This is a genomic window from Pseudomonas sp. KCJK9016 (genome assembly GCF_046231795.1).
Lineage (GTDB): Bacteria > Pseudomonadota > Gammaproteobacteria > Pseudomonadales > Pseudomonadaceae > Aquipseudomonas > Aquipseudomonas bananamidigenes.
The window spans coordinates 42,146-60,135 of the sequence record NZ_JBJJMM010000011.1; the positions used below are offsets into that span (position 1 = coordinate 42,146).

Annotated in this window: 19 protein-coding genes; 8 read left to right on the plus strand and 11 right to left on the minus strand. The window is 61.1% G+C overall.

The genetic code is table 11. The annotated features are described in order from the left end of the window. Positions 1-6 precede the first annotated feature (6 nt). The 3 genes from ACK6BI_RS12945 to ACK6BI_RS12955 form a co-directional block, all read right to left on the minus strand. Positions 7-765, minus strand: coding sequence for an anti-sigma factor family protein (locus ACK6BI_RS12945; protein WP_409317354.1), 759 nt, complete (start codon positions 763-765; stop codon positions 7-9). Next, entirely contained in the window at positions 762-1,247 is a 486-nt protein-coding gene (locus ACK6BI_RS12950) for an RNA polymerase sigma factor (protein WP_409317472.1), read from the minus strand. The genes ACK6BI_RS12945 and ACK6BI_RS12950 overlap by 4 nt, the downstream gene beginning before the upstream one ends. A 62-nt stretch (positions 1,248-1,309) precedes the next feature. Continuing rightward, positions 1,310-1,843, minus strand: a complete 534-nt coding sequence (locus ACK6BI_RS12955) for a tetratricopeptide repeat protein (protein ID WP_409317355.1) — start codon at positions 1,841-1,843, stop codon at positions 1,310-1,312. A gap of 157 nt (positions 1,844-2,000) precedes the next feature. Here ACK6BI_RS12955 and ACK6BI_RS12960 point away from each other — a divergent pair, with 157 nt between their 5' ends. The 3 genes from ACK6BI_RS12960 (at position 2,001) to nudC (ending at position 4,506) form a co-directional block, all read left to right on the plus strand. Continuing rightward, positions 2,001-2,774 (plus strand): methyltransferase domain-containing protein, encoded by a 774-nt coding sequence (locus ACK6BI_RS12960; RefSeq protein ID WP_409317356.1) that lies wholly within the window; start codon positions 2,001-2,003, stop codon positions 2,772-2,774. An 82-nt stretch (positions 2,775-2,856) separates the two neighbouring features. Beyond that, positions 2,857-3,669, plus strand: coding sequence for a crotonase/enoyl-CoA hydratase family protein (locus ACK6BI_RS12965; protein WP_409317357.1), 813 nt, complete (start codon positions 2,857-2,859; stop codon positions 3,667-3,669). A 6-nt stretch (positions 3,670-3,675) separates the two neighbouring features. Beyond that, positions 3,676-4,506: an NAD(+) diphosphatase gene (gene nudC, locus ACK6BI_RS12970; RefSeq protein ID WP_409317358.1), complete on the plus strand. Its 831-nt coding sequence runs from the start codon at positions 3,676-3,678 to the stop codon at positions 4,504-4,506. On the opposite strand, the gene ACK6BI_RS12975 is transcribed toward nudC, so the two are convergent. From ACK6BI_RS12975 to ACK6BI_RS12990, 4 genes are all read right to left on the minus strand, one after another. After that, entirely contained in the window at positions 4,474-5,253 is a 780-nt protein-coding gene (locus ACK6BI_RS12975) for a TSUP family transporter (RefSeq protein WP_409317359.1), read from the minus strand. The two genes, nudC and ACK6BI_RS12975, sit on opposite strands and share 33 nt — an antisense overlap. A 107-nt stretch (positions 5,254-5,360) precedes the next feature. Then, a complete protein-coding gene (locus tag ACK6BI_RS12980; RefSeq protein ID WP_409317360.1) occupies positions 5,361-5,882 on the minus strand; it encodes a hypothetical protein in 522 nt (173 codons plus the stop codon). Between the two features lie 216 nt (positions 5,883-6,098). Beyond that, a complete protein-coding gene (locus ACK6BI_RS12985) occupies positions 6,099-6,578 on the minus strand; it encodes a nuclear transport factor 2 family protein (RefSeq protein ID WP_085709991.1) in 480 nt (159 codons plus the stop codon). A gap of 52 nt (positions 6,579-6,630) precedes the next feature. Next, positions 6,631-7,197 (minus strand): TetR/AcrR family transcriptional regulator, encoded by a 567-nt coding sequence (locus ACK6BI_RS12990; RefSeq protein WP_409317361.1) that lies wholly within the window; start codon positions 7,195-7,197, stop codon positions 6,631-6,633. Positions 7,198-7,320: 123 nt separating this feature from the next. On the opposite strand from ACK6BI_RS12990, the gene pssA reads away from it, so the two are divergent. Then, positions 7,321-8,664 (plus strand): CDP-diacylglycerol--serine O-phosphatidyltransferase, encoded by a 1,344-nt coding sequence (pssA, locus tag ACK6BI_RS12995; protein WP_409317362.1) that lies wholly within the window; start codon positions 7,321-7,323, stop codon positions 8,662-8,664. A gap of 65 nt (positions 8,665-8,729) precedes the next feature. Here pssA and efeO (ACK6BI_RS13000) read toward each other — a convergent pair whose 3' ends face one another. Genes efeO (ACK6BI_RS13000) through efeU form a run of 4 tightly spaced genes read right to left on the minus strand, consistent with a single transcriptional unit; the run spans position 8,730 to position 12,948 of the window. After that, on the minus strand, positions 8,730-9,554 hold the full coding sequence (gene efeO, locus ACK6BI_RS13000) for an iron uptake system protein EfeO (RefSeq protein ID WP_409317363.1): 825 nt from the start codon (positions 9,552-9,554) through the stop codon (positions 8,730-8,732). 21 nt (positions 9,555-9,575) lie between these two features. After that, positions 9,576-10,874, minus strand: coding sequence for an iron uptake transporter deferrochelatase/peroxidase subunit (efeB, locus tag ACK6BI_RS13005; protein ID WP_409317364.1), 1,299 nt, complete (start codon positions 10,872-10,874; stop codon positions 9,576-9,578). Between the two features lie 17 nt (positions 10,875-10,891). After that, positions 10,892-12,091 (minus strand): iron uptake system protein EfeO, encoded by a 1,200-nt coding sequence (gene efeO / locus ACK6BI_RS13010; protein ID WP_409317365.1) that lies wholly within the window; start codon positions 12,089-12,091, stop codon positions 10,892-10,894. Between the two features lie 8 nt (positions 12,092-12,099). Further along, on the minus strand, positions 12,100-12,948 hold the full coding sequence (efeU, locus tag ACK6BI_RS13015; protein ID WP_409317366.1) for an iron uptake transporter permease EfeU: 849 nt from the start codon (positions 12,946-12,948) through the stop codon (positions 12,100-12,102). Between the two features lie 219 nt (positions 12,949-13,167). Between efeU and ACK6BI_RS13020 the strand changes: the two genes are divergently transcribed. From ACK6BI_RS13020 to ACK6BI_RS13035, 4 genes are all read left to right on the plus strand, one after another. Further along, positions 13,168-14,184 (plus strand): AraC family transcriptional regulator, encoded by a 1,017-nt coding sequence (locus ACK6BI_RS13020; RefSeq protein WP_409317367.1) that lies wholly within the window; start codon positions 13,168-13,170, stop codon positions 14,182-14,184. A 141-nt stretch (positions 14,185-14,325) separates the two neighbouring features. Then, positions 14,326-15,990 (plus strand): AMP-binding protein, encoded by a 1,665-nt coding sequence (locus tag ACK6BI_RS13025; RefSeq protein ID WP_409317368.1) that lies wholly within the window; start codon positions 14,326-14,328, stop codon positions 15,988-15,990. A 15-nt stretch (positions 15,991-16,005) separates the two neighbouring features. After that, entirely contained in the window at positions 16,006-16,767 is a 762-nt protein-coding gene (locus ACK6BI_RS13030) for an SDR family NAD(P)-dependent oxidoreductase (RefSeq protein ID WP_409317369.1), read from the plus strand. A 12-nt stretch (positions 16,768-16,779) separates the two neighbouring features. Then, a complete protein-coding gene (locus ACK6BI_RS13035; protein ID WP_409317370.1) occupies positions 16,780-17,970 on the plus strand; it encodes an acetyl-CoA C-acyltransferase in 1,191 nt (396 codons plus the stop codon). The last annotated feature ends 20 nt before the right edge of the window (positions 17,971-17,990 follow it).

Genomic DNA, 17,990 nt, shown 5'->3' on the forward strand with positions numbered 1-17,990 from the left:
GCCCGCTCATGTGCCCAGCCGCTCCTTGAACATTTTCGCCAGACCTTCCAGCTCTGAGGGCGGATTGTGACCGATCAGCATCCAGGCGTGCTCGCGTTCAGTCCAGTACACGACGTTCATCCCGTGTCGTCGTTCGTGGGCCAGCGCCTGGTTGCCGTTGTTGGAACGCGTGACGCACAGCGCCAGCGGGCCGTGTGTGGCGTCGAGCCAGGTCATTTGTGCAATCGGCACGCCGTCATATTCGAGCAGTTGTGCCCGTTTGAACTGCGCACCGGACAGTTTCAGTTTCGCCGGCGACAGGCTCAGGCCCAGCCGCGCATCGACGGTACGCAACTGCGCCAGTTGCGAGGCCTCGTCGGTGGCAAGATGCTCAAGGGTTTGCGGCACGTATAACGCCATGTAATCGCCCACCCGTTCGCGCCAGTCGTTCGATTGCTGCGCTTGCCAGCTCATGAACAACCGGTCGGCCGCCATACCCGCGAGCGCCATGCCCGCTGCGGCTGCACCGATGAACCAGCGGCGGCTTAGTCCGGGTCGCTGCGCAGAGGGTGCGGCATCAAGGCGGGCTTGCAGGCGATCGAGCGGGGCCTGTCGGGCGAGTTCGTCATAAGCGTCGCGATAGGGCAGGTTGCTGCGGTTCAGCCACTGCACGCGCAGATTGAGTAGCGGATCATCGGCGATAAGGCTGTCGAGCCGGCTGCGCTGTTCGCTGTCCAGTTCGTCGTCCAGATACGCCACCAGTTGTTCGTCCGAGGGCGTATTCATTGCCGGTCTCCTGCTGGGCTGTTCGGTACCGCATGCAGCGGCGGGTATTCGGCGAGTTTCAGGCGTGCGGTGGCCAGACGACTCATGACCGTGCCGATCGGTACTTGCAGGATCTCGGCGACTTCGCGGTAGGACAGGCCTTCGACATATGCCAGATACACTGTTTCGCGCTGGGTTTCGGGCAACGCATCGACACGCCGGATCACCTGAGTCGCCATCACGTGGGTGTGCGCGACATGTTCGCCGTCGATGGTCAGCTGGCCGTCGGCGTCCACGGTGCCCTGGCCCTGACGCACGCGGCGGGCGCGCACTTCGTTGAGCCATATCGAATGCAGAATGCTCAGCAGCCAGCGGTCCATGCGCGTGCCGGCCACGTACTGGCCCGAACGCTCCAGCGCCCGTACGCAGGTGGCCTGCACCAGATCTTCGGCCACATGCCGATTACGCGACAGCAGCAAGCCGTAGCGCCAAAGGCGCGCCAGGTGTTGTCCGAGTTCGGCTCTGAATGCCTGATCGCTGAAAATGATCGCCTCCGCGTGTCGTGTCAGGTTTTCGATGAATCGTTGATGGCTTCGGCCAGGTCCCGGTATTCCTCGCAGGTCGTGCCGCAAATCTTGCGGATGTGCTGCAGCTGCTCCTGCGCCAGATCGATGCGGCCCTTGATGACGTAAGCCTCGCCCAGGTACTCGCGTACTTGCGCATACTGCGGATCGAGCCTGACCGATTGCAGGTAATAACCGATGCCTTCGTCTGTACGTCCCAGTTTGCGAGTGGCATAGCCGCGATAGTTCAGCGCCTTGGCGGTATTGGGCTGCTTCAGGGTGTCGAGCAAGGCCAGCGCTTCTTCATATCGGCCATCCTTTGCCAGACGATAGGCGTAGTCGGTGCGATCCGCGTCCGGCACCAGACTGCTGGTCTGCATCACGCATTTCTGTGATTTGCTGTCGTAGACCTGACCTTTCGGGCAGTTGGGTTTCTGCACCGGCTCGTCTTCATCGCCATGGGCCAAGGCCAAAGGGCTGGACAACATCGCTGCCATCAGCAACGGGGCGGCGAACATAACGGAACGGATAGTCATGGGCAAGGCTCCATAGTGGGTCATGTCTGAGGTTGAACACCGCAAGGTGAAGTTTTATTCATTGCTTTGTCAGCTGCCATTCAAGGAAAGCCCAGGCCCGAGCGCTATGCTCCAGGCGTCTGTCGTCGATCCGCCGTTCCACATTGGGAGTCGCGCCATGAAAGATCAGGTTCACCACAGCGCTGCCGCCGGTTACAAAACCGCCGCCGAAACCTATGTCAAAGGCCGGCCTGACTATCCGCCGGCGGTGACCGAATGGCTGACGGCAACGCTGGATCTGGACACCCGCAAGACCGTTATCGACCTCGGCGCCGGCACCGGCAAGTTCACCGGACGGCTGGTGGCGACCGGTGCCCAGGTGATCGCCGTGGAACCGGTGTCACAAATGCTGGAGAAACTGTCCGCCAACTGGCCCGACGTACTGGCCGTGAGCGCCATGGCGACGGATCTGCCGCTGCCCGACGCCTCGGTGGACGTGGTGGTCTGCGCCCAGGCCTTTCACTGGTTCGCCAGCACCGAGGCGCTGGATGAAATCGCCCGGGTGCTGAAGCCGGGTGGCAAGCTCGGGCTGATCTGGAACCTGCGCGATACCCGGGTCGGCTGGGTGCCCAAGCTCGATGCCATCGTCAATGCCCGGGAAGGCGACACGCCGCGCTACTACACCGGCGCCTGGCGCAAAGTGTTTCCGCACCCGGCGTTCGGTCCGTTGCAGGCTCAGCACTTTCATCATGGCCATACCGGCTCGCCGGAAGACGTGATTTTCAACCGGGTGCGTTCCACCAGTTTCATTGCGGCGCTACCGGACGCGGAGCGGGCAAGGATCGATGAGCAGCTTCGCGAGTTGATCGCGTCCGATCCCGAGCTGCGGGGCAGGGATGTGATGACCGTGCCATACGAAACCGCGGCGTTCGTGGCCGTAAGGGGCGATTAGAGTCCTGCATTTGGCCGAACCGCCGTTCTGCGGCCTTGATATAGTTCAGGCCTCATTTTCAGACCGGTAAAGGATTTCTGCCATGACTCAATACACCGCCTTCAGCGTCGAACTGGCCGACAACATCGCTCATGTGCAGATCAACCGGCCGGAAAAGATCAACGCGATGAACGCCGCGTTCTGGAGCGAAATCGTCGAAGTGTTCCAGTGGATCGACGACACCGACGAAGTGCGGGTGGTGGTGCTCAGCGGAGCCGGCAAACATTTCTCTTCAGGCATCGATCTCATGATGCTGGCCGGCGTGGCCAATGAGCTGGGCAAGGATGTCGGCCGCAACGCGCGCCTGTTGCGCAAGAAGATCCTCACTCTGCAAGCCTCTTTCAATGCCGTCGACACTTGCCGCAAACCGGTGCTCGCGGCGATTCAGGGTTATTGCCTGGGCGGCGCGATCGATCTGATCGCGGCCTGCGACATGCGCTACGCCGCCGAAGACGCACAATTCTCCATCAAGGAAATCGATATCGGCATGGCGGCCGACGTCGGTACGTTGCAACGGTTGCCACGGATCATCGGTGACGGCATGCTGCGTGAGCTGGCCTACACCGGTCGTATCTTTGGCGCCGATGAAGCGCGCAGTATCGGTCTGGTCAACCGCGTCTACAGCGACAAGGACAGCCTGATCGAAGGCGTGATGGACATTGCCCGGGAGATCGCCGGCAAGTCACCGATCGCGGTTACCGGCACCAAGGAAATGATCAGCTACATGCGCGACCATCGCATCGACGATGGTCTGGAGTACGTTGCCACCTGGAACGCCGCCATGTTGCAATCCAACGACTTGCGCGTGGCCATGGCCGCCCACATGAGCAAACAGAAACCCGAATTTCTGGATTGAAAAACCATGACATCTCGCTGGACCACCGCAGTACTGGACACCGATCAACCCGGCGGCTGGGCCGTCGCGCGCAGCCCCGAGGGCTTTCTGTTCGATGACAACGGCGTGCTGTTCCCCCGGGAATGGCTCAAGCGCCAGGAGTTGTCGATCCTCGCCGAGCATGGTATCGGCCACCTCGATGGTGAACCGGTGTTCCTGCTGGAGCTGCGCAGTCACAGCGAGGTGCCGGGCTGCAACTGGAAAGGCTTGCGGGCGTTCATGCTCGACGGCGATCACACGATCTACAAGGTGCTGGGTTATGCCGCACAGATCGGGACATGGGCGCGGGAACACCGTTTCTGCGGCAATTGCGGTCAGGTCATGACCCAGGTGCCACGGGAGCGGGCGATGTATTGCCAGCCGTGTGACCTGCGCAGCTATCCGCGGATCTCGCCGAGCATGATCGTGCTGGTGACCCGTGGCGATGAAGTGCTGCTGGCGCGCTCACCGCGCTTCGTGACCGGGGTCTACAGCACGCTGGCCGGTTTCGCCGAGCCTGGGGAATCGGCCGAGGACTGCCTGATTCGCGAAGTGCGTGAAGAAGTCAGCATCGAGGTGAAAAACATTCAGTACATGGGCAGCCAGTGCTGGCCGTTCCCGCACTCGATGATGCTGGGCTTCCACGCCGAATACGCCGGTGGAGAGATTGTCTGTCAGGAAGACGAGATCGAGGACGCCCGGTGGTTCAACGTGCACGACCTGCCGCCGTTGCCAGCGTCCAAATCGATTGCACGTTACCTGATCGACGTCTATGTGGCGCGACGCTTAGGTCACGTTGAACCAGTGTTGCCAGGCTAGGCGCACGGTCAACCCGAGCACCACGGTGATGAATACCGGACGAATGAATTTGGCGCCGCCGCTGATCGCGGTGCGCGCTCCGAAGAATGCGCCGACCATCACCGACAGGCCCATGCACAGGCCGATGATCCAGTCCACCTGACCGGAAAACACGAACACCGACAGCGCCGCAATGTTGCTGACGAAGTTCATGCTGCGCGCCACGCCGCTGGCCTTGACCAGATCGATCGGGTACAGCAGCAGGCTGCTGACGGTCCAGAATGCGCCAGTGCCCGGACCGGCCACGCCATCGTAGAAACCGAGACTGAAACCCTGACTCGATTGCCACGTCTTCTTGATCGGTGCGTCGCTGTCCAGTGGCGCCTTTGGCGTGCCGCCAAACAACAGATACAGGCCACAGGCGAAGACGATCACCGGCAGCATCTTGTTCAGCCATTCCGCCGGCAGATAGTGGGCGACGATGGCGCCGGTCAGCGCACCGACCAGCGTGCCGATGATCGCGTGCATCCACTGCCTCGGATGGAACAACTTGCGCCGGTAGAAGGTGAAACTCGCGGTGGCCGAGCCGAAGGTCGAACTCAACTTGTTGGTGCCCAGCACCAGGTGCGGCGGCAGACCGGCAGTGAGCAACGCCGGCGTGGTCAACAGACCGCCACCGCCGGCGATGGCGTCGATGAATCCGGCAATGAAAGCGACAAGGGCCAGAACGGCCAGGGTGGTGAGGTCAACGCTGAGTTCGAAAGGCATGGAATCGGCTTATTTCGGCAGGGCAGGAACGGGCGGTCATCATAGCTGTAACACCTGTTCATCGCGACTGGGATCCTTATCGATCAAGTGATGCTGGATGAAAGTCGTTACAAAACCCAGAACCAGAAATTGTCGATGATGTAATGCCCTTTGTTTCCAAAGGGATCGCTGGGGATAGCGAGGTAAATATCGACTCGTTCAAAACCTGGCGGAACAGTACCTTTGAATGTCAGCGTCTGCTTGGTCGGATCTACATATTTCAACTGATACCACACTTCGGATTCTCCGGTAGTTGGATTCTCCAGCCAGAGGGTATAAATGACAAACGCATGTAGCAGTGGGTTTGATAGTTTGTCGTGATCCGAGATGTGAAATCGTCGATCCTTGGTGTCTTGCAGCGGGACGGCATCGGGTGCTTGAACGTCGAAGCTCAAAGTGAACTCTCCCGGCTCAGTACGGAAACGCTCGGTGGCCAGATTTTGGCCCTGGTTTCTGCCGCCGACCATGCGCACTGCGTAGTTGGAGTTATGGAGTATTACCGACATGGGCGTGTCGTAGTTGCTAGCAATCCAATGCTGGAAGTCGCCGGTGCTGAAATCACCATTTAGAATCAGGTTTTTTTGCGTCATGTCAGATGCTCACGATTATGGGGAAGTAAGCAGTTGCCAGCTTTTCAACCGGGCAACCTTCCGGTGCGTGAGTATCATTAGGTGGATTTGTTATCGTCGCTACTGTCATAACTGACAGTTCATAAGCACCATTCGCTATTTGCAGAGCAGCTAAACAGGAATATCAGCATGAGAGTGGGGGCTTCCGTGCTCCCACCTCTGCAGTTTGATCTGAAACTACAGACCGAGCTCGGACAACCCCGGATGATCATCCGGGCGTCGGCCCAGCGGCCAGTGGAACTTGCGCTCGCTTTCCTTGATCGGCATGTCGTTGATGCAGGCGTAACGCTGGAACATCAGACCATGCTCGTCGAACTCCCAGTTCTCGTTGCCGTAGGAACGGAACCAGTTGCCCGAGTCGTCGTGCCATTCGTAGGCGTAGCGCACGGCGATGCGGGTGTCGGAGTAGGCCCAGAGTTCCTTGATCAGCCGGTAATCCAGCTCCTTCGCCCATTTGCGGGTCAGGAAGGCCTTGGCTTCTTCGCGGTTGTTGGCGAATTCGGCGCGGTTGCGCCATTTGGTGTCCAGGGTGTAGGCCAGCGACACGCGCTGCGGGTCGCGGGAGTTCCAGCCATCCTCGGCCAGGCGAACTTTTTCAATGGCCGATTCACGGTTGAAGGGTGGCAATGGCGGACGTACTTCGGCTGCAGTAGACATGTTTGTCTCCCGATCAAATTAACGATTTAACAACTTGTCGCTTATTGAGGCTTTACAGGTCCAATAACTTTCGCGCCATGCATTGCGCATTATCGGCGGCACTGTGATCACCCATCACAAGCGCTACGGTAATGGCGCCGTCAATCAGGATCAGCAACTGTCTGGCCAGCAGTTGCGGGTCCTCGGCACCATGTTCGGTACACAGCTCGCACAGGTAGTCGAGCAGCTTCTGTTTGTGGTCTTTGGCGACCTGGCGCACCGGATCCTGCGGATCGCCGGTCTCGCCACTGGTATTGATGAAGGCACAGCCCCGGAAGTTTTCCGAGGCGAACCAGCCCTTGAGCACGGTAAACAGGTTGAGCAGGCGGTCGGCCGGGGTTTCGGCCTGATCGACGGCGCTTCTGTACCAGTGCATCCAGCGCACGTCGCGGCGTTGCAGGGCGGCGACGGTCAGCTCTTCCTTGTTGGCGAAGTAGCGGTAGATACTTTTTCTGGAGACGCCAGCGGTTTTCACCAGAAGATCCATGCCGGTGGCCGCGATGCCACCTTTGTAGATCAACTTTTCGGTGACATCCAGAATGATGTCGCGGGTCGTGTCGTTGCTGTTGATTTCGTTCATGTGGCGAACAGTAGAACGATCGTTCTCCTTGGTCAAGAATTTATTTTTTGATCAGGCGGGAGACCCGAAGGAGTTGATGGTGTAAGCTCTCGGGTTCTTCGGATTCGACCCATTGCGAGCCCTATGCCGTTGCTTTTCAAACGCTCTCTGCTGCCCAAGTTGCGCAGCTTTCCGCTGACCGCCGAGGCCGTGACCATCCTGTCCGGCGCCGCCGAGTTCCGTCGTTGCCTGCTGGAGAACATCGCCCAGGCGACCCGGCGCATCTACCTCGTCGCGCTCTATCTGCAAAACGACGAAGCCGGTCAGGAAATCCTCGAAGCCTTGCACGCAGCCAAACTCAAGCGTCCCGAGCTTGAGGTCGTGGTGGTGGTCGACTGGCTGCGCGCCCAGCGCGGCTTGATCGGAGCCGGCAAGCAGCCGGGCAATGCGGCCTGGTATCAGGAAATGACCCGCACCCACCAGAGCATGGTGCCGGTCTACGGCGTGCCGGTGCAGACCCGCGAGCTGTTCGGCGTGCTGCACCTCAAAGGATTCGTTATCGATGATCGAGTGGTCTACAGCGGTGCCAGCCTGAACAACGTTTACCTGCACAAGTTCGACAAGTATCGCTTCGACCGTTATCACGTGCTGCAGAGCCGTGATCTGGCGGACTCGATGCATCATCTGGTCAAGCACGGCCTGATCGAATCGAAAGCGGTGCATCGCCTCGACTTGCCGAAACTGCCGACCACCCGCAGCTTGCGCAACGACATCGGTGACCTGCGCAGTCGCCTCAAATACGCCGCTTACGACACCAGTGCCGGCAGCATCGCGCATGCCGGCCTGTCCGTCAGCCCGTTGCTCGGTGTCGGCAAGAACAACCCGCTGAACCGGGTAATCCTTGAGCTGATCGCCAGCGCCCAGAAGCAACTGACCATCTGCACGCCGTACTTCAACCTGCCGCTGGGGGTGATCCGCGAGATCAACCGGGCGCTGGCGCGCGGCGTGAAGATCGACATCGTGGTCGGCGACAAGACTGCCAACGACTTCTACATTCCGCCGACCGAGCCGTTCAAGGTGATCGCGGCGCTGCCGTATCTTTACGAGATCAGCCTGCGCCGTTTTGCCAAGCGTCATCAGCGCAATATCGACAGCGGCCAGTTGAACCTGCACCTATGGCGTGAGGGCGATAACAGCTATCACCTCAAGGGCATGTGGATCGACCAGCGCTACACGCTGCTGACCGGCAACAACCTCAACCCGCGGGCGTTCCGTCTCGATCTGGAAAACGCCTTGCTGATCGACGATCCGAAAGGCGAGTGGCTGGAGCCGCGACGGCTGGAGCTGGAAAACATCTTCGAACACACCACGCGGATCGAGCGCTTCCAGGATCTGGAAGCCTTGCCGGACTACCCGGCCGGGGTGGCCAAGTTCCTCAAACGCGTTAGCCGGGTGCGGGTCGAACGGTTGCTGTACCGGATTCTGTAACGCCGGAAAACAAAAAATCCCCCCGACGCGCAGACCGCGTCCGGGGGATTTTTTATGCGCGGAACTCAGTTCAGACCGAGCTTGCCACGCAAGGTCGACAAGTCTTCGGCCAGGGTATTGACCGGGCCCACCAGCGCTTTGCGGTCGTTTTCCTTCACTTTGTCATAGGTCTCGAAACCACCATCCTTGGTCTTGTACTTGGCCAGGATCCTGTCCACGGTGGCGAAGTTCTTGTCGACTTTGGCCACGAAGGCCTTGTCCTGCTTCTCGATCTGCGGGCGGAACAGGTCGACGATTTTCTTCGCGCCGTCGATGTTGCCCTGGAAGTCATAGAGGTCGGTGTGACTGTAGCGGTCTTCCTCACCGGAGACCTTGGTGGCGGCGACTTCTTCCAGCAGGGCGGCGGCACCGCCCACAACTTTTTCAGGCGGGAACGTCAGGCTGGCGACGCGGGTCTGCAGGTCCTGGACGTCTTTATCCAGCTTGTCGGCCAGATCGTTCAGACCCTGGGTGCTTTTCTCCGAGAACAGCGAATATTCGAGGCGGTGGAAACCGGTGAAGTCTTCGGCCTTCACGCCTTTTTCGTGGTCGTCGACGCGGGAGTCGATGGACGCGTCGAGGTCACTGAACAGCTCGGCAATCGGCTCGATCGACTCGTAGTAGACGCGGGTCGGCGCATAGAGCTTTTGCGCGGTGGCCAGGTCACCCTTTTTCACGGCGTCGGTGAACTGCTTGGTGTGGGTGCCCAGTTGGTCCAGTTGCTCGGTGACGTAGATCTTGTAGTCCGAAACCGGCCCGACCAGATCCAGCGGTGCGGTCGCCGCGAACGCCGTCAGCGGCGTGTTGAGTAAACCCAGGGTCAGCAATAACGCGATGGGCGTCTTTTTCATGGGGGCGGCTCCTGTTGAGTGCTATGCAGTTGTTTTTGGTTGGGTAGCGTCGAGCAGCGAGCGACCGATGAAATCCTTGTCGCCCGTAACACCCGGCAGGGTGAAGAAGTAACCGCCGCCGACCGGCTTGAGGTATTCCTCCAGCGGTTCGCCGTTAAGGCGGGTCTGTACGGTGATGAAGCCTTTTTCCAGGTCGGCCTGGTAGCAGATGAACAGCAGGCCCATGTCGAGCTGGCCGTTCTTGTTCACTCCGTTGGAATAGTTGAAGGGACGGCGCAGGATCAGGTTGGCCTGGCTTTCGGCGGTACGCGGGTTGGCCAGGCGGATGTGTGCGTCGAGCCTGGTCAGCTTGCCTTCCGGGTCCTTGCTGTAGTCCGGGACTTCGGTCTCGTGGCTGGCGCCCATCGGCGCGCCGGTGGTTTTCACCCGGCCGATGATGCTTTCCTGTTCCTGCAATGGCGTGCGGTCCCAGCGTTCGACGAAGTTGCGGATGATCCGCACCGCCTGATAACTGCCGTGAGCGGCCCAGGCCGGTTCGTCGCTGCCCGGTTGCACCCAGACAATGCGGTCCATGGCTTTGGCGTCGTTGGAATCCGGGTTGGCCGAGCCGTCGCGGAAACCGAGGAAGTTACGCGCCGACTGCGCCGGAACACCGGGTTTGGCCGGGGCTTGCGGCGGCACGCTGCCTTCCTGCTTCCAGCGTATCAGCAGCAGGTCCGGCAGGTTTTTCACGATGTCGCGCAGGGCATGGATATTGGTGTCGGCAGTGTTGGAACAGAACTGCAGGCTCAAATCGCCGTGGCAGCAATCGGCTTCCAGCGCATCGTTGGGGAAACCGACCATGCGCACCAGACGCTTGGGTTTGGCAGACGCGAGGCCGAAGCGCTCATCGAACAATGATTCGCCGACAGACACAGTGATAGTCAGGTTGTCCGGGGTGACGATCGGGCCGAGGATGCCGGAATCCGGAGGCGGCAGTTTCGGGTCAATCTGCGCCACCGGACCGCCCTTCATCAGGAACGCGATGCGCTCGTTGAGGGTGCGGAACAGGCGTTCGAGGTCTTCGCGGTCGCTGGCCAGTACGTCGAACGACACCAGCATGCCGGACGCAGGGCGCGGGGTGACGATGCCGGTCTGGTGCACACCATGGAAGTCGTGGTGATCCTGGGTCTTGTCGCTGCTCGGCGCTTCGGTGACTTGTGCAGGGGCGGCGGCCATGGCCGGGCAGCTCAGGGCGGTGCCGGCCAGTGCGACGCCGGCGGCGCCCATGCCCATCAGTACACGGCGGCGTTGCAGGTTGAAATGTTCGCAATCGTTCATCGTTAGTCGTCTTCTGCTTACAGGCCGGAGAGGCCAAGGGCGGGGTCAATGGCGTCGAGGGCGTCGGCCAGAGCCTTGGCCTTGTCGGCGATCTGTTTGCGTTGTTCACCGCTGACGGTGTCGTAACTCGCGTAGCCGTCCTTGACCTTGAAGCCGTTCAGGGTGTTGTCGAAATCGGCCAGTGCGCTGTCGATCTTCGGCAACAGGTCGGCGGCGGATTTCGTCAGCAGGGGTCGCAGCAGTTCGACGACTTTGTGCACGGTCTCCAGGTTCGCCGCGAAGCCGTTGAGATCGCCGTGGCTGTAGCGTTCCTCTTCGCCGCTGGCGGCGCGTACGTCGGCCAGGGTGTTGAGGTTGCGCACAAGGATTTCCACCAGTTGCTCCGGCGGCAGCGATTGGGCCAGCAACTGTTGTTTCAGCGTGGTGACGTCGCCCAGCAGGCGCTCGGCAATGGGTGCCAGACCGTCGAGGTTGCGTTGCTGGAACAGCGCGTACTCGATGCGATGGAAGCCGACAAAGGCCGGATCCTGCTCGCGTTTTTCGAAGTAATCGGCGCGGGCGTTGATGCTGTTGTCCAGCTCGGCCAGGCGTTGTGCGGCCGGGGCCAGGCGCTGATACGCCGCGCGGGCCGGCAGGTACGCCGCCTGGACCTGGGCCAGATCACCGCTGTTGATCGACTGATTGAGCGTCGTGACAGCTCTGATCAGCGCGCTGCCCTGAGTGGCGAGATAGACCCGGAATTCCGACAGTGGCCCGACAAACGCGACCATCGACGGCTTGGCCTTGGCGGCAGCGTCCGAAGCCGCCGTCGGCGTGACATGCAGCACGCCACGCGGATTGCTCAGCAGACCGCAGGTGATGGCGTAGTCGCCAGGTTGCAGGTTGGCGTTGATCACCTGGCTCAGGCCCGGCGCGATGTTTTCGCGCTCTTCGATCACCAGCACGCCGTCAAGGATTTCCCATTCCACCGCTCGCTCGGAGCGGTTGACGATGCGGAAACTGGCGTGCCCGGCGGGTACGCTCAGTTCGTTGGGCTCGCAACTGCCGGGGTGAATGTTGACCACCACTTCGTCATGGTTGTGCTGACGTTTGGCCGCAGCCATTTTCGAGGCGTAGTAGAACAGGCCGCCGGCGGCGATCATCACAACCACCGAACCGGCCACCGCCCAGCGCAAGGCACGGGGAGGCGAGGCCTGAGGAGTATTAGGCTTTGACATGGGGGCCCTTATTGGCTGGAAACGGAATTCGAGGCGGCGGCTTTGGACGCCGGGGCGGGAGCCGGATAGAAGAACATCACCAGCGCCACCACCAGATAGATCAGGTACGCGCCGAGGGTGCTGACGGTCGGCACATCCTGATAACCGAACATGCCGGCCAGCACCGAGCCCAGTGGGCCGTCCATCGGCAGCGTCGCGCTGAAGTCGAAGAGCACGGTTTGCAGGTGATTCCAGACGCCGGCTTCATGCAGTGCCTGTACCGAGTTGGAGAGAATTCCGGCAGCGACCACTAGGATGAACAGCCCGGTCCAGCGGAAGAACGCCGAGAGATTCAGGCGCATGCTGCCGCTGTAGATCAGGAAACCGACGACGATCGCCAGGCTCAGGCCGAGCAGGGCGCCGATCGGCGCGCCCGGACCCTCGCTCTGCTGGAACACGGCGAGCAGGAAGAACACCGTTTCCAGTCCCTCCCGGGCCACGGCGAAAAACACCATGGCGATCAGTGCGATGACCTGATGCTTCGACGCCGTCAGCGCATGATCGAGAGATGCCTGCAGCGAATGCTTGATCGAACGCGCCACCTTGCGCATCCAGAACACCATGGAACTGAGAATGCCCACGGCAACGAGGCCGACCGCGCCTTCGAACAGTTCCTGCTGTTTCTGCGGAAATTCGGCACTGACCAATTCCAGGCCGCCACCGACCAACAGAGCCAGTGCGGCAGCGAGAAATACGCCGATCCATACCGCCGGCATCCATTGGCCGCGACCGGTCTGTTGAAGGTAGCTGGCGATAATGCCAACGATCAGCGCAGCTTCAATGCCTTCGCGCAGCATGATCAGAAAGGGAACGAGCATTCGGCATCCACTGTGTCACGAAATGAGGTAACAAGTTGTAACATAATGACATTCATTCTCACATGAAATTCATTGGCATTTACCTGAACGAAAGCTGAACGGTCTTGAAGAACAACCATTCTCAAATGCATGACCACAATCCGGATGGAGCGAGCCGACCCCTGCGCAGCTGCGTTAAGATACCCGCCACTCGAACAACAACAGGATTTGCCTGGATCCATGTCGGAAAAAGACACCATCGCCATTCAACTGGTGCGTGAAGCACTGCAGCAAAGTTGTGCCCCGGGCGTGGCCACGGAAGAGGTCTTGAACAAGGTCGGTATCGATCCGGCGCTGCTGTCCACTGAGGGTGCGCGCGTCCCGGCCAGTCAGTACGCGCGGTTGTGGCGGCTGCTGGCACGGCGGGGTGATGACGAGTTCTTTGGCATGGACCCACGCAAGCTGAAATCCGGCAGCCTGGAGTTTCTCTGCCGTAGCGCCATGGCCCAGCCCAACCTGGCTGCGGGGCTCGGCACCGGATTGAATTTCCTGTCGTTGATGCTCGAGCGCCTGCCCGCGCAACTGGTGCATCAGCAAAGTCTGGCGGAGATCGTCCTGCTGGAGGACGACCCCGAACCGCGCCGGGCCTTCACCTATTTCACTTACTGGATGATTGTTCACGGCGTGGCATGCTGGCTGGCGGGGCGGCGAATCCCGATCCTGGCCATCGAGCTGCGCTGCCCGGCGCCGGCGTTCTGCGATGACTACCGGGTGATGTTCTCGGAAAACCTGCGCTTCGACCGGCCGCGCACGCGGATGATCTTCGCCGCGGACGTGCTGGATCTACCGATCAAGCGCAGCGCCGAGGAACTGAAGCGTTTCCTGGCTCATGCGCCCGCCAACATTCTGGTGAAGTACCGCGACCCGGAAAGCCTCGCCAGCCGGATCAAGCAGGATCTGCGGCAATTACCCGCCGAACATTGGCCGGAAACCGATGCGCTGGCCCAGCAGTTGTGCATGTCGGCCTCGACCCTGCGTCGGCGTCTGGCCGAAGAAGGGCAGACCTGGCAGGGATTGAAGGACAGCGTGCGCAAGGAGCTGGCGATCACCTGGCTGGCGGAACCTTCGGTCAGCTTTGCCGACATTGCCACGCGCCTCGGTTTTGCCGATGCGAGTTCGTTCTACAAGGCGTTTCGCAAGTGGTCCGGGACCAATCCGGGGCATTACCGCAGCCTGATCCTCAACGAAGCGGTCTGATCCTCGAATCGACGCAAACCTTGGCCAAACCAGTCATCCACTTTGAGGGCTTTGACCATTGCCGCAACCGGCCTGCGGCGCGAGTATTCCTCTGATGTTTACGGTTCCCCGACCTAATAAAAACACAGAGGGATTCTGGCAATGCGCGATTACTTGTCTGCCACCGAACAGTTCAATTATCAGCACACCGTGGACGCCGCACTCAGCGGCTCGCTCGAGGCGCTCAACGCCTGCGTCGAATGTTGTGACCGTCACGCCTTGCCGGGGCGCATCGCGCTGTTCTGGGAAGGCCGCGATGGCGCCAGTGCGACTTACACCTTCAGTGACCTGCAGGACAAAGCCGCACGTTTCGCCAATTTCCTCCTCGCCCAGGGCGTGCAGAAGGGCGACAAGGTTGCCGGTCTGTTGCCGCGCAACATCGAACTGCTGATCACCGTGTTCGCCACCTGGCGCATCGGCGCGGTGTATCAACCGCTGTTCACCGCATTTGGCCCGAAAGCCCTCGAACATCGTCTGAACAGCTCCGGCGCCAAAGTCGTGGTGACCGACGCGGTCAACCGGCCGAAACTCGCCGAAGTTGCCGATTGCCCGACGCTGGTCACCGTCGGTGGTCCGAAAGGCCAGGGCATCGTCCGTGGCGATTTCAGTTTCTGGGCCGAGCTGCCCAACCATTCCAATGTCTGCGAGCCGGTGATGTTGACCGGCGAAGACCCGTTTCTGCTGATGTTCACTTCGGGCACCACCGGCCCGTCGAAAGCATTGTCGGTGCCGCTCAAGGCCATCGTCGCATTCCAGAGCTACACCCGTGACGCCGTGGATCTGCGCCCGGAAGATGCGTTCTGGAACGTCGCCGATCCGGGCTGGGCCTACGGCATTTATTTCGGCGTGACCGGCCCGTTGTCCATGGGCCATCCGATCACCTTTTACGATGGCCCGTTCACCCTCGAAAGCACCTGCCGGGTGATCAACAAGTACGGCATCACCAATCTCACCGGTTCGCCCACGGCGTATCGCCTGCTGATTGCCGGCGGCGATGAATTCGCCAAGTCGATCAAGGGCAAGCTGCGCATCGTCAGCAGCGCCGGCGAGCCATTGAACCCGGAAGTGATCCGCTGGTTCGCCGACAACCTCGGCGTGGTCATTCACGACCACTACGGTCAGACAGAGCTGGGCATGGTGCTGTGCAACCATCATGGCCTCGAACACCCGATCCACCTGGGTGCCGCCGGTTTCGCCTCCCCGGGCCATCGCATCGTGGTGCTTGACGACCAGTACAACGAACTTGGCGTCGGCCAGCCCGGCATCCTCGCCATCGACCGCACACAGTCGCCGATGTGCTGGTTCGCCGGTTACGAAGGCGCGCCGACCAAGGCCTTTGTCGGCGATTACTACCTGAGCGGCGACACCGTGGAGTGGAACCCGGACGGCAGCATCAGTTTTGTCGGTCGCAGTGATGACGTGATCACCACGTCAGGCTACCGGGTCGGCCCGTTCGACGTGGAAAGCGCGCTGATCGAGCACCCGGCCGTAGTCGAGGCGGCGGTGGTCGGAAAACCCGATCCGGAGCGCACCGAACTGGTCAAAGCCTTCGTCGTGCTCAACCCGCAATACCGCGCCGAACCTGCGCTGGCCGAAGAACTTCGGCAACACGTGCGCAAGCGTCTGGCCGCGCATTCGTACCCGCGTGAAATCGAATTTGTCAGCGAATTGCCGAAAACCCCGAGCGGCAAATTGCAGCGCTTTATCTTGCGCAACCAGGAAATCGCCAAGGCTCAAGAGGCCGCGGCGCACAACGTTCCAGCTTGAATCAGGAAGTCAGTCATGCAGATCGAAAACAAGGTTTTTATCGTCACCGGCGGCGCCTCCGGCCTGGGTGCCGCCACCGCTGAATTGCTTGTGGGCGCCGGCGCCAAAGTGATGCTGGTGGACATGAACGCCGAAGCCGTTGCCGCCCAGGCCCAGCGCCTCGGCGCGCAAAGCGTAGTGGCCGACATCAGCAACGAAGCCGCCGCTGAAGCCGCCGTGCAGGCGACCGTGAAAGCCTTCGGCAGCCTCAACGGGCTGGTGAACTGCGCCGGTATTGTTCGGGGTGAGAAGATCCTCGGCAAGAACGGCCCGCATGCGCTGGCGAGCTTCGCGCAGGTGATCAACGTCAACCTGATCGGCAGCTTCAACATGCTGCGCCTGGCGGCGGCAGCGATTGCCGAAAGCGAGGCCAACGCTGACGGCGAACGCGGCGTGATCATCAACACAGCGTCCGTGGCGGCGTTCGATGGCCAGATCGGCCAGGCCGCATATTCCGCGTCCAAAGGCGCCATCGCCAGTTTGACCCTGCCTGCCGCCCGTGAACTGGCGCGCTTCGGCATCCGTGTGATGACCATCGCCCCGGGCATATTCGAAACCCCGATGATGGCCGGCATGACCCCGGAAGTGCGCGACTCGCTGGCCGCCGGCGTACCGTTCCCGCCACGTCTGGGCAAGCCTGCCGAGTACGCTGCGCTGGTGCGGCATATCATTGAAAACAGCATGCTCAACGGTGAGGTGATCCGTCTCGACGGCGCCTTGCGCATGGCCGCCAAGTAAGGAGGATTTCCCATGACCATCTCCAACGATCCGATTGTCATCGTCAGCGCCGTCCGCACCCCGATGGGCGGTTTCCAGGGCGAACTGAAAAGCCTGACCGCGCCGCAACTCGGCGCTGCTGCGATCAAGGCTGCGGTCGAGCGTGCCGGTGTTGCCGCCGATGCGGTCGATGAAGTGTTGTTCGGTTGCGTGCTGCCGGCAGGTCTCGGCCAGGCGCCTGCGCGTCAGGCTGCCCTGGGCGCCGGCCTGGACAAATCCACCCGCTGCACCACCGTCAACAAGATGTGCGGTTCGGGCATGGAAACCACCATCCTCGCCCACGACATGCTGCTGGCCGGCAGCGCCGATGTGGTGATCGCCGGCGGCATGGAAAGCATGTCCAACGCGCCGTATCTGCTGGACCGCGCCCGTGCCGGTTACCGTATGGGCCACGGCCGGGTGCTGGATTCGATGTTCCTCGACGGCCTCGAAGACGCCTACGACAAGGGGCGCCTGATGGGCACCTTCGCCGAGGATTGCGCCGCAACCAACGACTTCAGCCGCGAGGCTCAGGACGCATTCGCCATCGCCTCGACCACCCGCGCCCAGCAGGCGATCAAGGACGGCAGCTTCAAGGACGAAATCGTTCCGCTGACCGTGACTGTCGGCAAGGAACAAGTGGTGATCAGCAACGACGAGCAGCCACCCAAAGCCAGACTGGACAAGATCGCCTCGCTGAAACCGGCGTTTCGCGAGGGCGGCACCGTGACAGCGGCCAACTCCAGCTCGATCTCCGACGGCGCTGCCGCTCTGGTGTTGATGCGCCAGTCGCACGCACAGAAACAGGGCCTGAAACCGCTGGCGGTGATTCATGGCCACGCCGCGTTCGCGGACACCCCGGGCCTGTTTCCGGTGGCCCCCATCGGTGCGATCAAGAAGCTGATGAAAAAAACCGGCTGGTCGCTGGATGAGGTCGATCTGTTCGAGGTCAACGAAGCCTTCGCCGTGGTCGGCATGGCGGCGATGACCCACCTGGAAATCCCCCACGACAAGCTGAATATTCATGGCGGCGCCTGCGCCCTGGGTCACCCGATCGGTGCGTCCGGTGCGCGGATTCTGGTGACCTTGCTCTCGGCCCTGCGCCAGAAAGGCCTGAAACGCGGCGTCGCGGCGATCTGCATCGGCGGCGGCGAAGCCACGGCGATGGCTGTCGAGTGCGTCTGAACCCGAGTTAAGGATTTGCC